The 23,482-nt window shown below is 42.9% G+C and carries 22 protein-coding genes; 8 read left to right on the top strand and 14 right to left on the bottom strand.

Annotated features, from left to right (window positions below):
• The first annotated feature begins 93 nt into the window (after positions 1–93).
• On the top strand, positions 94–1,029 hold the full coding sequence (locus tag NAF17_RS13680; protein ID WP_252758568.1) for a DUF4349 domain-containing protein: 936 nt from the start codon (positions 94–96) through the stop codon (positions 1,027–1,029).
• On the opposite strand, the gene NAF17_RS13675 is transcribed toward NAF17_RS13680, so the two are convergent.
• From NAF17_RS13675 to rnhB, 4 genes are all read right to left on the bottom strand, one after another.
• Entirely contained in the window at positions 1,016–1,735 is a 720-nt protein-coding gene (locus NAF17_RS13675) for a 2-phosphosulfolactate phosphatase (RefSeq protein WP_252758567.1), read from the bottom strand. The two genes, NAF17_RS13680 and NAF17_RS13675, sit on opposite strands and share 14 nt — an antisense overlap.
• Before the next feature lie 96 nt (positions 1,736–1,831).
• Complete coding sequence (gene gcvT, locus NAF17_RS13670; protein WP_252758566.1) at positions 1,832–2,911, bottom strand: glycine cleavage system aminomethyltransferase GcvT; 1,080 nt, start codon at positions 2,909–2,911, stop codon at positions 1,832–1,834.
• A gap of 54 nt (positions 2,912–2,965) precedes the next feature.
• A complete protein-coding gene (locus NAF17_RS13665) occupies positions 2,966–4,159 on the bottom strand; it encodes a glycosyltransferase family 4 protein (RefSeq protein ID WP_252758565.1) in 1,194 nt (397 codons plus the stop codon).
• Positions 4,160–4,197: 38 nt separating this feature from the next.
• On the bottom strand, positions 4,198–4,815 hold the full coding sequence (gene rnhB, locus NAF17_RS13660) for a ribonuclease HII (protein WP_252758564.1): 618 nt from the start codon (positions 4,813–4,815) through the stop codon (positions 4,198–4,200).
• Between the two features lie 131 nt (positions 4,816–4,946).
• Between rnhB and NAF17_RS13655 the strand changes: the two genes are divergently transcribed.
• Positions 4,947–5,411, top strand: a complete 465-nt coding sequence (locus NAF17_RS13655; protein WP_252758563.1) for a DUF4920 domain-containing protein — start codon at positions 4,947–4,949, stop codon at positions 5,409–5,411.
• Positions 5,412–5,612: 201 nt separating this feature from the next.
• Here the strand turns inward: NAF17_RS13655 and NAF17_RS13650 are convergent, their stop codons facing one another.
• Together NAF17_RS13650 and carB are read right to left on the bottom strand one after the other, a co-directional pair.
• Positions 5,613–6,305 carry a hypothetical protein gene (locus NAF17_RS13650; RefSeq protein ID WP_252758562.1) on the bottom strand — a complete coding sequence of 231 codons (693 nt, stop codon included), beginning with the start codon at positions 6,303–6,305 and terminating at the stop codon, positions 5,613–5,615.
• 85 nt (positions 6,306–6,390) lie between these two features.
• A complete protein-coding gene (gene carB, locus NAF17_RS13645; RefSeq protein ID WP_252758561.1) occupies positions 6,391–9,207 on the bottom strand; it encodes a carbamoyl-phosphate synthase large subunit in 2,817 nt (938 codons plus the stop codon).
• 932 nt (positions 9,208–10,139) lie between these two features.
• Between carB and NAF17_RS13640 the strand changes: the two genes are divergently transcribed.
• Positions 10,140–11,726, top strand: a complete 1,587-nt coding sequence (locus NAF17_RS13640) for a carboxylesterase/lipase family protein (RefSeq protein ID WP_252758560.1) — start codon at positions 10,140–10,142, stop codon at positions 11,724–11,726.
• Positions 11,727–11,922: 196 nt separating this feature from the next.
• Here the strand turns inward: NAF17_RS13640 and NAF17_RS18340 are convergent, their stop codons facing one another.
• The 4 genes from NAF17_RS18340 to panC form a co-directional block, all read right to left on the bottom strand.
• Positions 11,923–12,054, bottom strand: a complete 132-nt coding sequence (locus tag NAF17_RS18340; protein ID WP_370341337.1) for a helix-turn-helix domain-containing protein — start codon at positions 12,052–12,054, stop codon at positions 11,923–11,925.
• Positions 12,032–12,235 carry a recombinase family protein gene (locus NAF17_RS18335; RefSeq protein WP_370341335.1) on the bottom strand — a complete coding sequence of 68 codons (204 nt, stop codon included), beginning with the start codon at positions 12,233–12,235 and terminating at the stop codon, positions 12,032–12,034. The genes NAF17_RS18340 and NAF17_RS18335 overlap by 23 nt, the downstream gene beginning before the upstream one ends.
• Before the next feature lie 417 nt (positions 12,236–12,652).
• On the bottom strand, positions 12,653–13,003 hold the full coding sequence (gene panD, locus NAF17_RS13635; RefSeq protein WP_252758559.1) for an aspartate 1-decarboxylase: 351 nt from the start codon (positions 13,001–13,003) through the stop codon (positions 12,653–12,655).
• Positions 13,004–13,117: 114 nt separating this feature from the next.
• The gene (panC, locus tag NAF17_RS13630) at positions 13,118–13,948 is read right to left on the bottom strand and encodes a pantoate--beta-alanine ligase (protein ID WP_252758558.1); all 831 of its coding nucleotides are present in this window, start codon (positions 13,946–13,948) and stop codon (positions 13,118–13,120) included.
• A 156-nt stretch (positions 13,949–14,104) separates the two neighbouring features.
• Between panC and NAF17_RS13625 the strand changes: the two genes are divergently transcribed.
• From NAF17_RS13625 to NAF17_RS18150, 4 genes are all read left to right on the top strand, one after another.
• A complete protein-coding gene (locus NAF17_RS13625) occupies positions 14,105–14,929 on the top strand; it encodes a glycogen/starch synthase (protein ID WP_252758557.1) in 825 nt (274 codons plus the stop codon).
• A gap of 15 nt (positions 14,930–14,944) precedes the next feature.
• A complete protein-coding gene (locus tag NAF17_RS13620) occupies positions 14,945–16,315 on the top strand; it encodes a DUF4270 family protein (RefSeq protein ID WP_252758556.1) in 1,371 nt (456 codons plus the stop codon).
• Positions 16,316–16,457: 142 nt separating this feature from the next.
• The gene (gene glmS, locus NAF17_RS13615; RefSeq protein WP_252758555.1) at positions 16,458–18,293 is read left to right on the top strand and encodes a glutamine--fructose-6-phosphate transaminase (isomerizing); all 1,836 of its coding nucleotides are present in this window, start codon (positions 16,458–16,460) and stop codon (positions 18,291–18,293) included.
• Between the two features lie 172 nt (positions 18,294–18,465).
• Positions 18,466–18,597 carry a hypothetical protein gene (locus NAF17_RS18150; RefSeq protein WP_256474523.1) on the top strand — a complete coding sequence of 44 codons (132 nt, stop codon included), beginning with the start codon at positions 18,466–18,468 and terminating at the stop codon, positions 18,595–18,597.
• Between the two features lie 86 nt (positions 18,598–18,683).
• On the opposite strand, the gene NAF17_RS13610 is transcribed toward NAF17_RS18150, so the two are convergent.
• Positions 18,684–20,177: a catalase gene (locus tag NAF17_RS13610; protein ID WP_252758554.1), complete on the bottom strand. Its 1,494-nt coding sequence runs from the start codon at positions 20,175–20,177 to the stop codon at positions 18,684–18,686.
• 91 nt (positions 20,178–20,268) lie between these two features.
• Here NAF17_RS13610 and NAF17_RS13605 point away from each other — a divergent pair, with 91 nt between their 5' ends.
• Positions 20,269–21,204 (top strand): hydrogen peroxide-inducible genes activator, encoded by a 936-nt coding sequence (locus tag NAF17_RS13605; RefSeq protein ID WP_252758553.1) that lies wholly within the window; start codon positions 20,269–20,271, stop codon positions 21,202–21,204.
• 91 nt (positions 21,205–21,295) lie between these two features.
• Here the strand turns inward: NAF17_RS13605 and NAF17_RS13600 are convergent, their stop codons facing one another.
• The 3 genes from NAF17_RS13600 to NAF17_RS13590 all read right to left on the bottom strand — a co-directional run bounded on the left by NAF17_RS13600 (position 21,296) and on the right by NAF17_RS13590 (position 23,477).
• Complete coding sequence (locus NAF17_RS13600) at positions 21,296–21,703, bottom strand: HIT family protein (RefSeq protein ID WP_252758552.1); 408 nt, start codon at positions 21,701–21,703, stop codon at positions 21,296–21,298.
• 98 nt (positions 21,704–21,801) lie between these two features.
• Positions 21,802–22,275, bottom strand: coding sequence for a transcription elongation factor GreA (gene greA, locus NAF17_RS13595; RefSeq protein ID WP_252758551.1), 474 nt, complete (start codon positions 22,273–22,275; stop codon positions 21,802–21,804).
• Between the two features lie 263 nt (positions 22,276–22,538).
• Positions 22,539–23,477, bottom strand: coding sequence for a 2-hydroxyacid dehydrogenase (locus tag NAF17_RS13590; RefSeq protein ID WP_252758550.1), 939 nt, complete (start codon positions 23,475–23,477; stop codon positions 22,539–22,541).
• Positions 23,478–23,482 lie beyond the last annotated feature (5 nt).

Here is a 23,482-nt window from a genome sequence, read left to right as displayed (position 1 = left end):
ATTCTATAATAACAAACAAAATAATATTCTGTTTTATTTGTTAAATCAAAATATAATAATGTATATTTATTATTAACTAACCAAATCTATATTGTGAAAAAGTATTTTACTATCTTATTTATATTAGCGATCGGAGTTATCGCATGCAAACACCAGCCTGAGGAGAAATTAAAAGTTACCGAGGTGATACTGCCGCCGCCGCCAGCAGAAAAATCGGTTACAAGTCAGCAGTACGCGCCTCCTGTTGTAGTCAACGGTAAAGCGCAAGGGTCTGGCGTAAGTGAAGCAGTTACCATCGATGAACCCGTTGGCAACGCCGATATTAAACAAGTAGTTGAACAAAAACCTGCGGCAATCCAAAAGAAAATCATAAAAGAAGGTGATATCCGTTTTGAGACAAGCGATGTTGCCGAAACCCGCAAGCTCATCATCAGCTCGTTAAAGCACTTTGGTGGTTATGCCGAAGATGATAGCGAAACAACCGACGGTTCGTATGGCACTAAAGAATACACGCTCAGCATCCGTATCCCGGCAAAAAATTTCGATAGCTTCTTGGGCACGGTATCTTCTACTGCCACCAAGATCGATAGCCGCAATATTCGTATAAAGGATGTTACCACCCAATTTATCGATACCAAAACCCGCCTCGATAATAAACTACAACTGGAAAAACGCTACCTGAACTTGCTTAACCGCGCCGGCAAAATGCGCGACTTGTTAGATATCGAAGAAAAGCTTACCCAGGTCCGCAGTGAGATAGAATCGACACAGGGCCAGTTAAATTACATGAGTAAACAGGTTGAGTATAGTTCCTTAACCATTACATTTTACACTAAACAGCCTGAGCAAGTTGCCGTAGGTAATGGCTTTGGCTATAAACTTAAGAGTGCTTTGATAAGCGGATGGGAGTCTTTACAGGGCTTATTCTTTGGTTTATTATCGAGCTGGTATTTACTATTGATAATAGCGGTGATAATCGTGTGGATAAGAAGATGGAGAAATAAAAGGAGGTTGGCTAAACAAGCTTAACCAGCCTATCGCCATCCAAAACTGGTATGGCAGTCGTCAGATCAACCTGCAGGCAAAATTCAATATCTTTTTCGATGCCGAGTTTTTTGAGGCGTTCGCCGTGGGATGTTTTGCTGAGATATTGGCCGATATTGCTTTTGCCTATTTGGAACAGATCGTTAGCAGCAATGGCGGGATCATCGAGGATAAAGCCGCTGCTTTTTAGTTGTTCTACAACCGCACCTGCAAAAAGGGTATCCTCCAGGTTAAAGTTGTTTTTCCACCCGGCGCAAACCAGCAGGATGTTTTCCTGCTGCGTTTTTAACCAGTTGCAAAGCGCGGTTAAATTAAGGAAAGAGCCGATGACGATCTTTTTTGCACTGCGCGATAAATGCAGGGCGTGTGTACCGTTAGTAGTAGTAAGCACCACGGTTTTGCCTGATACCTTTTCGATAGTGTATGAGAACGGAGAGTTGCCAAAATCGAACCCTTCTACCACTTTGCCATCGCGTTCGGCAGCGATGAGGTAGTTTAGCCCTTTTTCGCGGTAGGCGGCACATTCTTCAACTTCAGATACCGGGATAATAGCTTCGGCACCATTTTCGATGCCATAGCAAATAGACGACGTAGCTCTGAAAATATCTATTACCACGACAACATAATCCGACACGTTATATAATGGGATAAGGGCGGGAGTAAGGCAAACATCTAAAGCTTTCGCAGTCATTGGGTCAATGTGTCATTAGGTTATTGGAAAATCATTAGGTCATGGGTCAAAAAAATGACGCAATGACCTAATGATACAATGACGGGCAAAGCCCTGTTATTTATAAAACGGTGGTTTTACAACCTGCGCTTTTACTTTATTATCGCGGATAAGGATGAAGATTTCGGTGCCTTCTTTGGCAAATTCATTTTTTACGTAGCCCAGGCCGATTGCTTTTTGCAGCGATGGCGATTGGGTGCCCGAGGTTACTTTGCCAATAACGTTACCATCAGCGTCAACTATCTGGTAATCGTGGCGTGGGATGCCGCGATCTATCATTTCAAAGCCAATTAACTTGCGTTCTACACCTGCTGCTTTTTGTTGTTGCAGGGCCTCTGAATTGGTAAACGCCTTGCTGAATTTAGTTACCCAGCCAAGGCCGGCTTCTAACGGCGATGTGGTATCATCAATATCGTTTCCGTAAAGGCAGAAGCCCATCTCTAAACGCAGGGTATCGCGTGCAGCTAAGCCAATTGGCTTTATACCGAAAGGCGCGCCTGCTTTAAACACTTCGCTCCAGATGAAATCGGCATGCTCGTTATCAAAATAAATTTCGAAGCCACCTGCACCGGTATACCCAGTTGCGGATACCACCACATTATCAATACCTGCAAATTTGCCTTTTGTAAAAGTATAATACTCCATCGAAGCCAGGTCGATGTCCGTTAAGCTTTGCAGCGCGTCAGCCGCTTTAGGGCCTTGTACGGCAAGTAACGAAGTACGGTCTGAGATATCTTTCATATCCACACCTTCAGTATTAAATTTGCTTATCCAGTTCCAGTCTTTTTCGATGTTTGAAGCGTTAACAACCAGCATGTATGTTTTCTCATCCATGCGGTAAACCAACAGGTCATCTACAATACCGCCATTTTCGTTTGGCAGGCAAGAGTATTGCACTTTTCCATCATATAGTTTAGAGGCATCATTACTGGTAACACGCTGGATCAGGTCAAGCGCTTTATCGCCTTTCAAAATAAATTCACCCATGTGGCTCACATCAAATACACCTACGCCCTTGCGCACGGTATCATGTTCGGCATTGATGCCAACGTATTGTACAGGCATGTTGTAGCCCGCAAACGGCACCATTTTGGCACCCAGGTTGGTATGTACTTGTGTTAAAGCTGTATTTTTCATGGTGAAAATTATATCGGGGCAAAAATAGCAAAATAGCTGTAGTACGCAGGCAGATTATATAATTGATTGATAAAATTCGGCAAGCAGATGTGTTATGGTATTTACATCGTGCTGCTGCTCTATCAGGCGCCGGGCATTGCGGCCAATCTCATGACAATAATGTTCATCTGTAATGCATTTACGCATGGCATTATGAAATTCGTCGGTATCATTAGCGATGATGATATTTTTACCATTTTGGATGTTAATCCCCTCGGCACCAAGTGAGGTAGAGATGATGCATTTTTCCATGGCCATACCTTCAACTATCTTCACCCGCATACCACCACCCGAAAGGAGCGGCACTATCATGATAGATTTGCTGTTCACAAACTCCAATGCATCGTCAACCTCCCCATGAATGAACACCTTGCCCAGCACCTCATAATCGTCAAACTGCTCGGGGATGTTATGGCCGGCTACATAGAATTTAGCTTTCAGGTCGCCGTCGGTAAGGTCTTTATGGAAGTTATCGATAAACCATTCTATTCCCTCGCGGTTGGGTAACCAATCGAGTGAGCCCAGGAAAAAAAGGCTCGGAAAGTCTTCTTTAGAATGGTCTGGTTTGTATAGCGACAGGTCTATCCCGATAGGCAAAACGGTAAGCGGTATTTTAGTGCCGAATGACAGTATAGAAGTTTTATCCTGCTCGGTAAATGCTACTATACCATCAAATTTATTCAGCAATTCCAGCTCGTAGTTTTTAATGCGCCGGGCAAGTAATCTCAGGTACCATCGTTTAAAGGGGTCGCTTTTTTGCCGGGCAAGCTTTTGCCAAACCTGGTGCTCGATGTTATGTGCCCTAAAAATTACTTTGGCTTTAGAGTTCCTGCGGATGATATCGAGGTAAGGCGCTACAAAGATGCCTTCCAGTTGGATGATGTCGTACTTATTATCCGTCAAGTGCCTGAACAGTAACTTTTCGAACCCGGCATTATAATACTTATCAATATTGTAAGAGTTATTGGTGAACAGATTGCTTACCGCCTCTATCATGGTTACGCGGGTATCAATGTCGTACTCGGTATAATTTATTTTTTCGAGCAGCTCATCGCGCTCCCGCGGGGCGCTTTTCTTTTTTATGTTGAGGGATATCAGCGTAACATCATGCCCAAGTGCTACCAAACCTTTTATGGTATTACCTACCACAATGGGGTAGCCGCCATTTTGCGGGAACGGTGCGCGGTGCGTTAATATTAATATCCTCAAGCGTTAGCGTAATTGGTTAACCAAAGGTATAAAACCCTTTAAGCTTTATCAATTATCTCTTTAGAAATACGTACCGGGGGCTGGGTTACCTTAAAGGTTTTACGGTGGTATGGCGTATGCCCATGCTGCAACACCATTTTACGGTGAATGATGGTTGGGTAGCCTTTGTTGCTGTGCCATTCGTACTCGGGGTGCTCTAATGCAATTTGCTTCATATAATCATCGCGGTAGGTTTTGGCAAGGATAGATGCTGCCGCAATGCTGAAGTATTTGGCATCGCCCTCTACAATACAATGGTGAGGTGTTTCGCGGTATTTGTTAAAGCGGTTACCATCGATAATTAAAAACTGGGGGATGCAAAGCAGCTTATCAATAGCGCGGTGCATCGCCAGGAAGGACGCATTTAAGATGTTGATCTCATCTATCTCGATATTATCGCACCAGGCAACGGCGTGGGCTACAGCTTTTGCTTCAATTTCTTCACGAAGCTGGTAGCGCACGTCTTCGGTTAGCTGTTTAGAATCATTAAGCAAATGGTGGTCAAAACCGCGCGGCAGAATAACGGCCGCAGCAAATACAGGCCCGGCAAGGCAGCCACGACCGGCCTCGTCACATCCTGCTTCAATAAATTCGTGTTGGTAACTTGCTAATAACATCCGTTTGCTCTTTTCTTGCTGTAGTACAAATATCTTAAAATAAGTGGCCTGTGCCCAATAGCTATTGAAAAATAAAGCCTTGAGGCTAAATATTTCAAACTAACAACTACTAAGAATGTTAAAACAGGGTAATGAAGAAAATAGTATTCGCCTTTTTTATTTTTTGCGGCTTTGCTGGCTTTGCTCAAAAGCATGTGCACCTGCCACATGGTATGGTGTTTGGCCATAAGCCAAATGGTATAGCACCCGTTCCTGCCACAAAAATTGAAGACTTTATGGGCAAGAAAATAAGGCAAACCACAGCCTTAACAGGCACACTCATCCGTGTAACCAAAGAAAAAGGTGGCTGGTTTGAAATGGATGCCGGCGGCGGAAAGATCATTGCCGCACATTTTAAAAACTACAACATCACCCTGCCAACCCAATTAAAAGGCCGCGGCGTAATTATACAAGGCGTAGCCCAGCGTGCTTTAATTGCCGATGATATGCAACACTTTGCCGGGGATACGGTAGTTGGCAGTAAACAGCATCAGGAAAAAGTTAATCCCAAAGCGAGGATAACATTTGAAGTTTGGGGTTTGATGGTGGATAGATAGTTGGCAGCGGTCAATCTAATTCTCGTATTCCCAGCTCGTTATTACGAGGGTAGCGTGGCAATATTCAATAGAAATTCTGCTTCATAACTATCGAAGATTGCCACGTCCATATCGCCACCGCAATGACGCGCTGAGTGCGATTAAAAAAAAATAGCGATGGTATCAAACCCATCGCTATCTCAAATATTCATTAAATATTCTTTACGCAAACCTTGCCTCTTTTCTTAAAGATGTAGGTTCAACATGAAGGTAATCGGCAAACAATTCTTTTACTTTATCTGCTACTTCGGCGCGGTTAACGGTTGAAGCGTCGCGGCGGCATTTAAGAAAATGCTCGCGGGCAATTTTTTCTGACAGGTCACCAAGGGTTTTTACCTTAAGCTCGCGTCCAAATTTGCCTGCCAATATTAAGCCTGTGATAGAAATTACCATACCTATGTAACCAATTATACCAAACATAAAGCTAACAGTAACAGAGGCCAAAAGTGCTACGGAAAATGCCCATACTACACCCGGTTTGGGGCGCAACAGGTTCATGTGTAAACCCATCTCGTTTTCCAGATCGGCAACAACCTCTATGCGGTTATCGCGTGGGAAAAGCTCGCACAGTTTAGTTTGTGGCTTAAGGTCGCATTTCTCAATTGGTTTTTTAGCGTTAATTGCATTACGCAATTTGTAAAAAGCCTGCTGGGTAGTGCAACTGTCACTTTGAACTTGTTTAACCTTATTTACAACCATGTCGCACATGGCGCCAAAAGTTTTCACGTGGGTAAGGTCTTCGTCTGTGAACCGGATATTGAACGATCTTTCGATCTTTAACAAAACATCACTTACATCCTCCGGGTCGATATTGCTCAGATTAACGACCGGCGTATTCTTTAAACTAACTTTCAATCTTATAGTACTAAATTAAACCATTTAGCCGCCACAAAAATATACGGCGCTAACCTTAAATTCAAAACTGATGCCAGTTTTTGTATTACTTGCTCAAATACATTGATTTTTCTTTATACAGATGCCTAAAATACGGGTCCTGCAAGTCGGGTATAAACCTGATCGCCTCGCCTGTAGATTTCATTTCGGGTCCTAACTCTTTGTTTATTTCCGGGAACTTATCAAACGAAAACACAGGTTCTTTTATTGCATATCCTATAAGCTTGCGCTCAATGGTAAAGTCTTTTAGTTTGTTAACGCCAAGCATTACTTTGGCGGCAATGTTGATGTAAGGTACATCGTAAGCCTTAGCTATAAACGGCACTGTACGTGATGCACGCGGGTTTGCCTCTATCACAAATACCTTATCTTCTTTAACTGCGAACTGGATATTAAGCAAGCCGCGAACATTTAATGCACGTGCTATTTTGGCAGTATATTCTTCCATCTGCCGGATAACATTATCGCTCAGATCAAATGGTGGCAATACCGCGAAAGAGTCTCCCGAGTGGATTCCGGCAGGCTCAATGTGTTCCATCAAACCAATAATATGCACATCCTCTCCATCGTGGATAGAATCCGACTCAGTTTCGGAAGCGCGATCCAGGAAGTGGTCAATTAATACCCTATTTCCAGGTAAGTTTTTCAACAGGTTTACCACAGCTTTCTCCAGGTCCTCATCGTTTATCACGATGCTCATGCCCTGGCCGCCAAGTACGTAGCTTGGGCGTACCAATACCGGGTAGCCTACTTCGTGCGCTACAATCAGTGCTTCTTCTGCACTTTCAGCAACACCGTATTTAGGGTAAGGGATCTCTAATTCTTTTAACAGATCGCTAAAACGGCCGCGGTCTTCGGCAGCATCCATATCGTTAAATGATGTACCGATGATCTTGATGCCATGCTCATGCAACTTCTCGGCCATTTTAAGGGCTGTTTGGCCACCAAGCTGTACGATCACACCTTCCGGTTTCTCCAGGTCGATGATTTCGCGTACATGCTCCCAGAAAACGGGCTCAAAGTACAGCTTGTCGGCCATGTTAAAGTCGGTAGATACGGTCTCGGGGTTACAGTTGATCATGATGGCTTCGTAACCGCTTTCTTTAGCGGCCAATAAACCATGCACACAGCTGTAATCAAACTCGATACCCTGTCCAATACGGTTAGGGCCCGATCCCAATACGATGATCTTCTTTTTATCAGATACGATCGATTCGTTTTCGCCTTCGTAAGTTGAGTAATAGTACGGTGTTTTGGCAGCAAACTCAGCCGCGCAGGTATCCACCATTTTATAAACACGTTTTATACCCAGTGCTTTGCGGCGCTGGTAAACATCCTCTTCGGTTACATTCCCTAAAACGTAGGCAATTTGTGTATCCGAGAAACCACGCTGTTTAAGGGTGAAAAAGAAATCTTCTGGAATATTATTTAGCGAGTAACGGCGCAGTTCAGTTTCTACATTCACTACATCCTGGATCTGGTTCAGGAACCAACGGTCGATCTTAGTTACCTTACGGATAGACTCTATTGGCACACCCAGGCTCATGGCATCGTAAATGTGGAACAACCTGTCCCAGCTTGGATGCTCCAGGCTATGCATAATCTCGTCCAGGTTGCGGCTTTGGCGGCCATCGGCACCAAGGCCGGCACGGCCAATCTCTAAACTCTGGCAAGCTTTCTGTAAAGCTTCTATAAAGCTACGGCCAATACCCATCACCTCGCCTACCGATTTCATGGTAAGGCCAAGTTCGCGGTTAGCGCCTTTAAATTTATCGAAGTTCCAGCGGGGGATCTTCACGATCACATAATCCAAAGTTGGCTCAAAGTAAGCCGAAGTTGTTTTGGTGATCTGGTTCTCTATTTCATCGAGGTTGTAACCAATGGCCAGCTTTGCAGCTATTTTGGCAATTGGGTAACCTGTTGCTTTTGATGCTAATGCTGATGAGCGCGATACACGAGGGTTGATCTCTATAGCGATAATGCTTTCATCTGCCGGGTTGACAGAAAATTGTACATTACAGCCACCTGCGAAGTTACCAATGGCACGCATCATTTTGATGGCCTGGTTACGCATTTCCTGGTAGCAGCGGTCGCTCAGGGTCATGGCTGGGGCCACGGTTATCGAGTCGCCGGTGTGGATACCCATCGGGTCGAAGTTTTCGATAGAACAGATGATAATAACGTTATCATTACCGTCCCTTAATAACTCTAATTCGTATTCTTTCCACCCTAAAACGGCTTGCTCTACCAAAACCTCGTGGGTTGGAGATGCCTGCAGGCCGCGACTTAAAGCAGCGTCAAATTCCTCTTTTTTATGTACAAAGCCCGCGCCTTTACCACCAAGGGTATAGCTTGGGCGAATAACCAGCGGGAAACCAATTTCTTGCGCGGCTTCTTTACCCTCCAGGAAAGAGTTGGCAATTTTTGAGGGAGCAACCCCTATGCCTATATCAACCATTAACTGGCGGAAGGCTTCGCGGTTCTCTGTTTTTTCGATAGCGGCAATATCAACCCCTATAATTTTAACCCCGTATTTTTTCCATAAGCCCTGCTCATCAGCCTCAATACAGAGATTCAACGCGGTTTGGCCACCCATAGTAGGCAGTACGGCGTCAATTTTCTGTTCGATGAGTATTTTTTCTAAGCTTTCTACATTAAGCGGCAGCAGGTAAACATGGTCGCCAATAACCTTATCGGTCATGATGGTGGCGGGGTTGCTGTTGATGATGGATACGATGATGCCTTCATCTTTCAACGAAAGGGCAGCCTGCGAACCGGCATAATCAAACTCACACGCCTGGCCTATAATAATAGGGCCCGAACCAATAATTAAAACGGATTTGATGGAAGTATCTCTTGGCATAGCACTTTGTGGGTTATGGCCGATGGATCATTGTTCATAGATTGTTTTGCCATGAACTATTAACCAGCAACAATTAACTAATTTCTATGCGCTGAAAGGCGAAAAATCCCGACCTCAGCGTCGGGGTGCAAAGATAGCAAATTGTAGAGATTAGGGGATTTTAATTTATAAATTAAATAGAGAATTAAATAATAAGTAAACCGTTCACATTATGCATGGTTTTATTCATTAGCCATTCTAAAGTTTTATTGGTAAGGCATATGTTATTCTTAACGGAACAGCATGCCTATAGCCAGGGTCCCAATCATGACTAAGTCATAGCGCTTTTATGGCTTCAGCAGCTAATATTTGGCGAACGTAGAATTATAAAATTGGTGAGTTTTCCGTCGTTTTCAACCATGAATTTTAAAACAACCTGGTCTTGAATAACTTTTCCCCTCTCTTTTGCAGGATATTTAATTGTCGTGGCCAGAAATTAACCGAATTTATTTTCACTATTAACAAATTTTGGCATAACTAACCTGTCTGTATGAGTGGTACTTACGCCATTAATTACGGCCTTTCCGGACTTTAATACACCATTCTAGCATGTTTTAATATTGTTATTCTGTGTAACGGTTAAAACGAATTCGTGAATTTAATTAAGACAATTTCATGAAAAGTATTTTAAATTTTTTTATTTCACGTTTCCGTTACCCTCAAATATTTAATAACCGTAATCCGGACTTCAAGTATTTTATTGTTAACGGGGCCAGAGTGACTACACCCTTACAAGCTCTTCGGCAAGTTCATTCAATATTCAGGTGGTCCCAAATAAAAAGATTTCCGTTGTTTGTTAAGGACTGGGTATACGTCAAGGATTGTTTTATATTTGGTACTGCAATAGCAGTGAAAAATTAATAAATAATAAAAAGCACAATAATATATTCGTTATGAAAAAAAGTAGTTTATTTTTTATCGCCACATTTGTACTGTTTGCTTATTACTCGGCAAAGGCGCAAAGTTATTCAACAGATAACACTATTGTGCATATTGAAGCTGGCAAGATTCGTGGCAAGTTTGATAAAAGCGTTTACATTTTTAAAAACATACCGTTTGCTGCTCCGCCCGTAGGTAGCCTTCGCTTTGCGGCTCCGGTAAAACCTACGCCATGGCAAGGTGTACGAGATGCAATCGCTTCCGGACCAACCGCTCCATTTCCTACGCCTAAAGATGCTGATATTGATGGAAAGCCCACATTTGGAAAGGGTTGGGTTAAAGGTGATAATTTCCTTACCACGAATGTTTGGACACCAAATGTAAAAACTGGCCGCCTCCCGGTGATGGTTTATATTCATGGGGGAGCATTTGTTTTGGGTACAAGCAATGTGCCTATTTTTGATGGAACTAGTTTTGCTAAAAAAGGAGTCGTGCTTGTTTCTTTTAATTATCGCCTGGGCATTGAAGGGTTTCTGAAAATAGACGGTGTGCCTACCAATATTGGTATACGTGATCAGATAGCAGCCCTGAAATGGGTGCAGAAAAATATTAAAGCTTTTGGCGGGGATCCCAGTAATGTCACTGTTTTTGGAGAATCGGCCGGGGCAATAAGTGTGGGCGTACTGGTAACAAGCCCTGCTGCCAAAGGCTTATTTAAAAACGCTATTATGCAAAGTGGATCTGGTCAGGCAGTACTAAGCGGTGAACAGGCAGACCGGATCGCGAAAAAATATGCAACAACGCTTCAAATAAAAAATACCAGAGAAGCTTACATGAAATTTACACCCGAGCAATTGGTGGCATACCAACCTAAAGTAACTCCAAAAATGGTAAAACTTGAAACGGAAGATTTTTCAGATCCTTCTGGTGGGGTAAGTCTTTATTTTCCAGTAATTGATCAGGATATCGTTCCAAAAGTGCCATTGGCAAATGCACGTAATGGTGCTGGGAGCGATTACAATCTATTGATTGGGTACAATACAGACGAGATGAATTATTTTTTGGTGCCTACGGGTGTGCTCAAGAAAATAAAACTAAATTTAATATTGAATTTTGCAGTCAAAAAGGTACATCCAGCACCGGCAAAATTGATCTCGATATATAAAAATGAATATCCCGAGAAAAACCTCGGAGAACTGTTTTCTGCGGTGCTCACCTCGTATCAGGCACAAGTTCCTTCCATACGTTTCGCAAATGCGCACGCACTTACAGGAAAAACATACATGTATGAATTTGCATGGCCATCATCCGTTGCTAATGGAACATATGGCGCTTATCATGGTTTAGAGATTCCTTTTGTTTTTAATAATTTGGATATAGTGACAGGACAAAGAGGTATGCTTGGCCCAAATGGCGGACCAGCAGAATTAGCTAACAAAATGCAGGATGCATGGGTTCAATTTGCTAAAACCGGGAGCCCCGGCTGGGAAGCCTATGACAATAAACAGCGTAGAACTATGCTTATAAATAAAACATGGGTATTGCAAACTAACCCGCATGCTAAAATACTGTCAGCATGGGATGGAGTAAGGGACAAATAAATAAATTTAAAAGTTCCAAAACCCATCTACTCATTGCCCAAAATTGAGAAAAGTAAAAGTGATTAAATTGCTTTGCGGAAATTGGTACGTCTTCTTTAAATGCAGATAGCTTTTAAAATGGTTCAAAAACAATATCGTTTATAAAAGCCCGCTATCAGGCAATTAAAAATAAGCCTTTACGGCACTATAAACCCTTCTAAACTTTCCTATGAGTTTTGACCTCTTGGGGTCTTAGATATTTATAAAGGGTCATTTTAGAAATCAAAAATTGTTTGGCAATAGCAACTACTCCGGGTTTTCGTTCATTATATAAGCTTTGTGCAAGCATGGTTGTACGCTCGGCCTCTTTCGACAAACCTTTGCTTCTGCTTTCTTTTCTTCCACGGGCTCGGGCTGCTTCCAGACCGGGTTGTGTCTGTATAAATGTGATCATCTAACGATATCAGCCCGACTCCTTTCTTCTCAAAATAAGATGTCAATTCCAATAAGTGTTTTAAAGATCTGCCCAGTTGGTCGAGTTTTCCTCGAAGATGTCTCTTCTATAGTCGTGATCTTCCTACGGATATATAACTTATCATTTAAATAGTAGCTGTCGTAATTTTTTAAATGCCATCCATCTACATGGGTTTCTGCTGTTTTTTTTCGGTTTTTGTAAAACGACAGGCAAATGCCATTAAAATAATTGTACGCAATAACTTTTGATGTACCAATTAACTTTTTTAATCGGTTGAGTAAAACTCAATCACGTTTTAGATTGTCAAGCCTGAATTAGGTTCGCTCACTAGCACTGTCTTTGCTTTTTACCTACCGACCATCATCCTAAAAAAATAGATATTCTGGCGCTGAGCAATGCAAGCAAAAGTAGTAAGTAAAAGAAAATTAATTAGAAATAGGCGCTTTATTAGCAGGTGTAAGATACTATCATTTTACCTTATCAGTTTATTATTAGCATCGGGGAATATTAATATTGGCTCGTAGGCACGGGCCTCATCGGCTTCCATGTAAGCGTACGACATGATGATCACGATATCGCCAACCTGGGCAAGCCTCGCGGTTGCACCGTTAAGGCATACGGTACCGCTGCCACGCTCGCCTTTAATAACATAGGTTTCGAAACGGGCGCCGTTGTTATTGTTAACAATTTGTACCTTTTCGTTCGGGATGATATTAGCCGCTTCAATAAGATCTTCATCAATAGTTATACTGCCAACGTAGTTCAATTCGGCCTGTGTAACCTTAACGCGATGAAGCTTTGATTTTAATACCTCAATAATCATGGTGCAAAGGTAGGAATATTTGGTTGATGGTTCATAGTTGGTAGTCGATGGTAATGTTTCGCGTTTGTAATATCTGTATAATGGTTCAATGATCCATCAACCATCAACTGCTACCTATCTAATCAACACATTATCTAACAGCCTTGTTTTGCCTACACGGGCTGCGGTTAGGGCGACAATGATTTGCGTGTTTTCGCTGGCATGTAATAGCATTTTGCCATCTACAATCCTAAAGTATTCCGGTTCAACACCCTCTTCAGCAGCTAATTTGTCCATGGCTTGCTGTTGCAACTCAGCTATGTTTAGTCTGTCAAAATTATCCTTTACCCAATTTAATGTTTTTGATAATACAAGTGCATGCTGCCTGTCTTCGGCGGTTAAATGAACATTGCGCGAACTCATAGCTAAACCGTCGGCCTCGCGCTCTATCGGGCACATCACTATGTTTACGGGGATGTTTAGCAGTTCTATCATTTTATTAACCACCATAATTTGCTGGTAATCCTTTTGCCCCATGTATAGGTTAGTTGGCTTAACTATGTCAAGCAGCTTAAATACCACCTGCATAACGCCCTGGTAATGGCCGGGCCTAAATTCGCCCTCTAGTAAATACTCAAGCCGGCCTACATCCAAATGCCATTGCTCATTACCGTCATACATCTCATTAACCGCGGGGTTAAACAAAATGTCGCACCCGGCAAGCTCCAGTTTGGCCATATCAGCTTCAATAGGGCGGGGGTATTTTTTAAGGTCTTTGGCGTCGTTAAACTGGGTGGGGTTTACAAATATGCTGCAAACGGTAATATCATTAGCCTGCTTTGCCTGCGCAATTAGCGATAGGTGGCCATTATGCAACGCGCCCATAGTGGGCACAAAGCCAATGGTTGCACTGCCTTGTGCACATAAATATTCGCGGATAGCCCGGCGGGTGGTAAATGTTTTCAAACTAAAATAAAGATTGCAAAAATTTGGCAAAGGTGTACAATTACTTAAAAACTACCAAACGCTGTTGTACAAGTGGTTGCCGGTTCATATAATAATGCTTATATTTGCAAACTCAAATTTTTTGAAATTCTTATACATATTATAAATAGATTAGTGATGGGTAAATCAAAACTACTGTTCATAACTCATGAAATGTCTCCCTTTCTTGAACTTACAAAAATTGCTGAGATAACGCGCCAACTCCCGCAGGCTATGCAGGATAAGGGTTTCGAGATTCGCATTTTGATGCCACGTTTCGGGAACATTAATGAGCGCAGGAACCGTTTACATGAAGTTATCCGTTTATCAGGGATGAATATCATTATTAATGATAACGACAATCCGCTGATCATCAAGGTAGCTTCTATCCCCGCAGCGCGTATGCAGGTTTACTTTTTAGATAATGAAGAGTATTTTCAACGCAAGCATGTGTTTAACGACAAAGACGGTAAATTTTATGCCGATAACGATGAGCGCATGATCTTCTTCTGCAAAGGTGCTTTAGAAACCGTTAAAAAACTTGGCTGGGCGCCGGATGTTATTCATTGCCACGGCTGGATGAGCGCTTTAGTGCCGGCTTATTTAAAAACAACATACAAGGACGACCCAACATTTAAAAACTCGAAAGTTGTTTACTCTATCTACGGGAATGAGTTTACCGAGAAAATGGATGCCGATTTTGCGCGTAAAGCCGTAATGGGCGACATGACAGAGGCTAACACCGAAGTTTACAAAGAGGGTACCAACACAGCAATGTATGCAGGTGCTATCCATTATAGTGATGGTATTGTGCTAGGCAGTGCCGATATTGATGCAGATGTGTTAAATAATGTTAAAAACAGCAATAAATCGGTTATGGAATACGTTTCCACTTCAGATTTCGAAAATTATTACAATTTTTACGAAGAAATCACCAACGAACAATTGGTGGATGTTGCTTAAGCTTTAAAATTATATATGAAATTTTACAAATTAGGCTTATTAACCCTGTTAATAAGTCTTTTTATTTTAGATAGCTGTAAAACCCAGGATGGTATAGGCTTAGATGTTGACCCTGCTAACCAGATCAACGGTACCCTATTAACAAACAATGGAGTAGTAGCTACTACCGCGTACGAGGATTCTATCATCACCAACAATTTAAGCATCAGGTCGCCATTAGCTTATTTTGAAGACCCGGAGTTTGGCCTTACAGAGGCTGGTGTGGCGGCTGTGTTATCATTACCCGGTTCTGTTGCTTATACTGTGCCATCCGGCGTAATTACAGTAGATTCTGCCGTTTTGGTTTTGCCGTATGCAGCTAATGGTTTCTATGGGGATTCCACAGCATCAACTTTCAAAGTTGACGTGCGCCAGCTTGACGAGCGGATCTTGCCTACAAAATCATATTATAACACCAAGCACTTTCTATCAAAGCCGACCGTTTTGGGTTCTAAAGAATTTAAACCGCGTTATAACGACAGTTTATACATAACAAGTATGACGGTAGGTAAACCTGATGCCCCTATAAAGGTAAGGCCACAAGTACGCGTAAAACTTGATCCTAATGCCATGTTCTTTGAATTTTTTGAAGCAGCACCTTCTTCATTAGCCAATAACACTGTTTTCCAAAATACATTTAAAGGCCTGTCGTTAACACTTAGTAAGAGTGCAGGGGCTGGGGGCAATGTATTTTTCAGGCTCGACTCTGCAAGGGTACAATATTATTACCGTCGTAATAATGCAGGTGTTATAGATACCTCTAACGTATCCCTCCCGTTTGCTACAACGGTTACCGAAATTAAGCATACCTACACAGCCAATGTTAAAGCAGCAATTGCCGGTACTTCAACAGATAACTTAGTATATCTGCAGGGGCTTGCAGGTTTAAGGGCTAAGATATCGTTCCCCGATGTAAAGAATATTTTTGCTGCGCAGAATAACAAAGTTGTAATAAACCGTGCCGAATTGGTAATTACTGTAAAACCTACAAGTGGCATCCCTTACATGCCGGCCAAAAGGCTAACGTTGTACAAGTATGATATTGCGCATCAGCGTGTAACACTACAAGATGCATCAACAACCGACCCAAGGGCTTCCGTTTTTGGTGGTAATTACAATGCTACAAAAGGGGAGTACCACTTTATAGTAACTGCTTTTCTACAGGATCTGATAACCGGCAAAACTATTGATTACGGCACCTACCTTTCACCTGTTGATCCTACAATTACCACGGGTATTAGCATCAGCCCAGCTGCAACGTTTGCCGAAAGGGGCATTGTTGGCGGCAAGGATGCTGCGCTATATAATATTAAGCTTAATATTATTTACACCAAGCTAAATCAATAAAAAAACTTTTTAAAATTATTTAAAAACACCTCATTTGAGGTGTTTTTTTTATATCTAATTTTTAGCCTTGATAATGCTATTTATCTACTTACTTTTGTCGCATATCTATTTCTATTAATTACAATACAAATTCTATTTATTTATGTGCGGCATAGTAGGTTATATAGGTTTCAGAGACGCCTATCCAATAGTAATAAAAGGACTTCACAGACTTGAATACCGTGGTTACGACAGTGCCGGTATTGCCCTTGCAAATGACGGGTTAAAACTTTTTAAAAAGGCCGGAAAGGTGAGTGATCTGGAAGCCCATGTTGAGGGCGAAGATCTTGCCGGTTCGGTAGGTATGGGCCACACCCGCTGGGCTACCCACGGTGCCCCAAGCGACAGAAATTCGCACCCGCATTCATCAGGTGACAGCAAGCTTACCATTATCCATAATGGTATTATTGAGAACTATTCAACTTTAAAGGAGGCCCTATCATCTAAAGGGCACGAATTTAAAAGCGATACCGATACCGAGGTTTTAATACACCTTATTGAAGAGATAAAGGACGTTACCGGCCTTGGCCTGCGCGAAGCCGTAAGGCTTGCCCTAAACCGCGTGGTTGGTGCTTACGCCATTGTTATTATGAGCGAGGATGAGCCCGATGAACTGATAGCGGCCCGCAAAGGCAGCCCGTTGGTTATTGGCGTTGGTAAAGGTGAATACTTCATTGCATCTGATGCTACGCCTATTGTTGAGTATACTAAAAACGTTATTTACCTAAACGATAACGAAATTGCCTACGTTAGGCGCGATGACCTGTTGATCAAACACATCGACAATACTATACAAACCCCATACATACAGGAGCTTGAGCTTAAGCTGGAAATGCTTGAAAAAGGCGGCTACGACCACTTTATGCTTAAAGAGATCTACGAGCAGCCACGTTCTATACGTGATTGTCTGCGTGGGCGTATTTATCCTGAGCAGGGTTTGGTTGCCTTAGGTGGTATAAAAGAATATATTGAAAAATTAAAGAATATAGACCGCATTATTATTGTAGCCTGTGGTACATCATGGCACGCCGGCTTGGTGGGCGAATACTTAATTGAGGAATTTGCACGCGTACCTGTTGAAGTTGAATACGCTTCTGAATTTAGGTACCGTAACCCTATCATATCTTCAAAAGATCTGGTTATAGCCATTTCACAGTCTGGCGAAACTGCCGATACTATGGCCGCTATTGAGCTGGCTAAAGAAAAAGGCGCTACCATATTTGGTATTTGTAACGTTGTGGGTGCATCTATCCCACGTATTACGCATGCGGGTGTTTATACCCATGCCGGCCCGGAGATTGGTGTGGCATCTACCAAAGCATTTACTGCCCAGGTTACCGTGTTAACGCTTATTGCCTTCTACATCGCCCAGCAGCGTGGCACCATTACCCAAAGCAAATTTGTTGAATACCTGACGGAGCTTGACGAGATACCTGCTTTGGTTGAGCAAACCTTAAAATGTAACGATGTGGTTAAAGCCATTGCCGAGCGTTTTAAAGATTCTACCAATTGCTTGTTCCTTGGCCGTGGCAGTTCATTCCCGGTTGCGCTTGAGGGGGCCCTTAAACTGAAAGAGATTTCCTACATACACGCCGAAGGTTACCCTGCTGCCGAGATGAAACACGGCCCTATCGCGTTAATTGATGCGGATATGCCGGTTGTGTTCATCGCTACCAAAAATTCGTCATACGAGAAGGTAGTAAGTAATATACAAGAAGTGAAAGCACGAGGCGGGCACGTTATTGCTATTGTTTCTGAAGGTGATACTGAAGTTAAAGCGATGGCGGATTACATTATTGAAATACCTTTAACCGGCGAAACGTTTGTACCGTTATTGGCTACTATACCATTGCAGCTTTTATCATACCATATAGCGGTTATGCGCGGTTGTAATGTTGACCAGCCACGTAACCTTGCGAAATCGGTGACGGTAGAGTAGTAAACTCAGTTCCGATAGCTATCGGGATGAGATATTAGATGTGAGATTTGAGACCAACAGGGTTTCGGATCTCACATTTTTTTGTGATTGATTTTTTGGTTTTCTATCTCATATCTCACATCTAAACTTGGAACAATCTTTGCAATAACCTATTAAATTAAATCTAATTATTATGGCACATCGGGGAAAACGTGGCCCATGCTGGGCAGGCTACAAAATAGCAGGGATGAAGAAAAAAAATGGCAAAAAAGTGCCCAATTGTATCAAATCAGCTTCATCATCAAAAAGAAAATCTAAGAAATAACAAAGCCGCCCGCAAAACAACGGGCGGCTTTTTATCAGCACTATTTTTTGTCTTATCTCTTGATTCTTGTAGTCCCGACCCTAAATTTAAGCAGGCATATGCTTCATGGTTTCGCTCAGGTCAAGCTGTAGGCCTTGTGCTACGGCCATGCCTAATCCAATATCGGCACGAAACCAATGGCAAAGCTGCCTGTTGGTAATCTCGTCCTTTTTTGGGCCGGCTATACCACTCATAGCATGTACAATATTTTTGATCAGATCTTTTTTGCTTTCATCACTCATCAGGCGGTATAAGTTGCCCGGTTGAGTGTAATGGTCGTTCTCGCCTTCGGCGTTGCGATCGTACCAATCTGCAACCTGCGCGTTCACATCCCAGGCTGGTTCTTTATAGCTTGGGTCGGCGTGGATGTCATCAAAACTATTTGGGAAATAGTTAGGGTTTTTACCACCATTGCCGTCAACACGCATTTGGCCGTCGCGCTGGTAATTGCTCACCATAAACGGGCAACGGTTTACCGGTATTTGCTCGTAATTAGCACCAAGGCGGTAACGTTGTGCGTCGGGGTAAGAAAGTATGCGGCCCTGTAACATCTTGTCTGGTGAGTAGCCTATGCCATCTATAACGTGCGCGGGTGCAAAGGCAGCCTGCTCAACGTGCGCAAAGTAATTGTCGGGATTTTCGTTAAGCTCTAAAACACCTACATCTATCAGCGGATAATCGCCGTGCGGCCAAACTTTTGTTAAGTCGAATGGATTGATATGATAGGTAGCGGCTTTCGCCTCGGGCATTACCTGGATCTTCAGGTCCCATTTCGGGAAATCGCCGTTATCGATATGTGATAGCAGATCGTGCTGTGCAAAATCGGGATTTTTACTGCGCATGTCGCTTGCTTCCTCGTCGGTGAAATTCTTGATGCCCTGCTGGGTTTTAAAGTGGAATTTTACATAGAAGCGTTCGTTATCATTATTAATAAAGGAGAAGGTATGACTGCCAAAGCCGTCCATATGGCGGTAACCATATGGCGTACCACGGTCGCTCATCAGAATAGTTACCTGGTGGAGGCTCTCGGGGTTAAGCGACCAAAAATCCCACATCATGGTTGGGCTTTTGCAATTGGTATATGGGTCGCGTTTTTGAGTATGGATAAAATCACCAAACTTTTTAGGATCCTTTATAAAGAAAACCGGGGTATTGTTACCAACCAGGTCCCAGTTACCATCTTCGGTATAAAATTTAAGGGCAAAGCCACGCGGGTCGCGCTCGGTATCGGCAGACCCTTTTTCGCCACCAACGGTAGAAAAGCGCAGAAAAGTGCGGGTTTCTTTACCAATCTCGCTAAAAACTTTGGCGCGGGTGTATTTAGTAATATCGTGGGTAATGGTTAGCGTGCCATAAGCGCCTGAGCCTTTTGCATGTACAACACGTTCGGGGATACGCTCGCGATTAAAGTGGGCCATTTTTTCGTGCAGGATAAAATCCTGCAGAAGGATAGGGCCACGAGGTCCTATTGTTTGAGAGTTCTCGTTTTCTGCATAAGGCTTGCCCGATGCAGTGGTAAGCTTCTTTTTTATAGGTTCCATGAGAGTAACAGTTTTGTAAAATTCAAACTTCAATAAAAAACTTCAATAGAAAAAATCAATAATTACTATCTTTAGATAGATTATATTGATAATGACTATAACTCAGCTTGAATACGTGATAGCGGTTGATACATACCGCAGTTTTGTGGCCGCCGCAAACAAATGTTTTGTTACCCAGCCTACGCTTAGTATGCAGATCCAAAAGCTGGAAGATACCCTCGGCGTAAAACTTTTCGACCGCAGCCATCAGCCCGTTATCCCTACCGAGATAGGCGAGGAGATTATAGCCCAGGCAAGGGTTTTATTGGCCGAGAGCGAAAAGATTAAAGAAATTATTACCGACAGGCAAAAAGAGCTATCCGGTGAGTTAAAAGTGGGCATCATCCCAACAGTAGCCCCCTATATATTACCTAAGATTTTGAACGGCTTTATCGAAAAATATCCGCAGGTAAAACTAATCGTTTGGGAGCAAACCACCGAGCAGATCGTCCAGCAGTTAAAACTGGGCACTTTGGATTGCGGCATCCTATCAACCCCGCTGCATGAAAGCAACCTGACGGAGATCCCTGTATTTTACGAGAACTTTGTAGCCTACGCATCAAAAAATAGCAAGCTTTACAAAAAGAAAACCATTACCCCCGATGATATCGATATGGAAGAGATTTGGGTGCTTAACGAAGGCCATTGTATGCGCGAACAGGTGCTAAATATTTGCCAGCGCCGCAAGGCCACCAAGGGCTTCCAGCATTTTGAGTATAATACCGGCAGCGTGGAAACGCTTAAACGCATGGTGGATATGAACAACGGCGCAACCATATTACCCGAGTTGGCCCTTGCCGACATGAGCGACCGCCAGCGCGACCGTGTACGCTATTTTAAAAGCCCCGAACCGGCCCGCGAAGTAAGCATCGTGGTACACCGCAACTTTTTAAAACGCCGCATGATAGAAGCCCTGAGGGTTGAGATATTAGATTTTTTACCGAAACGATTGCGGACAAAAAAGAAGAAAGAGATAATGGAAATATAGTAACCGCTGCAAATGTCAGTCTGAGCTTATCGAAGACTTATACAATTGCGAATGGTTCGATAGGCTCACTTTGACAATCGGGACAGGCTGGTTACTTATTGGTCACTTCCCTTAATGCTTCAACAATTTTCAAAGCTGTTCCAGCAAGTTCATCTGCGGTTGGCGAAAGCTTAGGGCGCGAAAAGTTCATATCATCAACCCGGTTCATCGGTATCAGGTGGATGTGTACATGGGGTACTTCAAGCCCGATCACCGCAACGCCAACCTTTTTGCACGGAATGGCTTTCTTGATACCTGTTGCCACAATTTTGGCGAACATATGCAAGCCTATATAAACTTCATCATCCAGGTCAAAAATATAATCAACTTCTGTTTTAGGGATTACTAATACGTGCCCCTCGGCCAGCGGGCTGATATCCAAAAACGCCAAAAATTCGTTGGTTTCGGCCACTTTATGCGCGGTTATTTCGCCTGATATGATTTTTGAAAAGATGCTCATGTTGTTGAGTGGTTGATTATGTGAGTGGTGAGTAGTTAAAAGAATGGAATAGATTGAGTGAATAGCCAATAAGAACCACTCACCCAATCAACCATACACTATCTACTAATTTCCATTACCTCAAATTCTATTTTACCTGCGGGTACAGTTATCTCGGCTACTTCGCCTACCGATTTACCCAGCAAGCCTTTTGCAATGGGTGATGTTACCGAGATTTTGCCGGCTTTCATATCCGCTTCGCTTTCTGATACCAGCTGGTAGCTCATGGTAGCGCCGCTTTTTACGTTCTTGATCTTTACGATGGACAGCGCTAAAACTTTAGTAGAATCCAGTTTCGACTCATCAAGTAAACGTGCGTTTGCAAGGTTTTCCTGCATTTGCGATATTTTTCCTTCGTGCAAGCCTTGCGCTTCTTTAGCCGCGTCGTACTCGGCGTTCTCAGAAAGATCGCCTTTATCGCGTGCCTCTGCTATTGCAGCGCTTATATTAGCACGGCCTGTAGTTTTTAAGTATTGTAACTCTTCTTTTAATTTTTCTAAACCTTCTTTGGTATAGTAAGATACCTCTGCCATAACACAATTATAATTAGTATTTGTTATCAGTTCAAGCCAAAAAAAACCGCCCCCCTACTTTTTTATAGAAGAGCGTGATGGCCTTAAAAACAAACAAGACTACGTGGGCCTTTGCCTACATAGTCTTGTTTAGTGTAAAACGAAGATAATATAAATAAATTTTAATATCCAAATTATTTGTTGCACCGATTTTAAATTGATTACACCGATTGACCTGATTTGGTCGGGATGAATTTCAATGATTAAAACCATTCACTAATCAACTACTTACCAATCAACCCAAGTTCATTTAGCTTGGAAGCCATTACTTCGCTAATTTTGCGGTAGCTCTCAAACGTCCATCCGGCTACGTGCGGACTTAATATCACCCGGCCACTTTGGCGCAGTTCCTCAAACCATTGCTGTTCGGCTAATGCCGGGAATTTCTCTACCTCCAGCACATCCAGCCCCGCGCCTATTATTTTACCTTGTTTAATAGCGTTCAGTACCGCCTGTGTTTTCACTACTTTGCCACGGGCCGTGTTCAGGAAAAATATAGGCTTTTTAAAATGGAACAAGTATTCGTCATCCACCAATCCATCGGTTTCTTTAGTAAGCGGGATATGCAGGCTCAGCACATCGCTGGTACGCACAATCTCTTCCATACTTACCTCGCGGGCATATTGGTCGCTAAAGCCGGTTTTGTATTTATCATATGCGATGACCAGCACACCAAACCCCGATAACCTTTTGGCAAAGCTGCTACCCATGTGGCCGTAACCAATAATGCCCACGGTTTTGCCTTTAAGCTCATACCCGCGGTTTTCTTCGCGCAGCCATTTACCGTTACGGATCTCGGCATCGCCGCGATTAATGTTATTCATTAATGATAACAGCAAACCCATAGCATGCTCGCCCACGGCATCCATGTTACCTTCGGGGGCGTTGATCAGTTCAATGCCTTTGGCAATAGCATAATCTTCATCAATATTATCCATCCCAGCCCCGGCACGGCAAATAAAGCGCAGGTTTTTAGCCTCATCAATAAAAGCCTTATCTACCTGAAATTTGGATCGGATAGCCAGTCCATCATAATTATTAATGATAGCGAAAGCTTCTTTCAGTTTCATATTGGGCTGATAATGGCAGGTGAAGCCAAGGGCTTCGGCCTGTTCCATAAATGCCGGGTGCAGATCGTCGACTATAAGGATGTAGTTTTTCAAGGGTA

This window comes from Mucilaginibacter aurantiaciroseus, from assembly GCF_024055595.1.
GTDB lineage: Bacteria > Bacteroidota > Bacteroidia > Sphingobacteriales > Sphingobacteriaceae > Mucilaginibacter > Mucilaginibacter aurantiaciroseus.
This window is presented reverse-complemented; position numbering and strand designations above follow the sequence as displayed.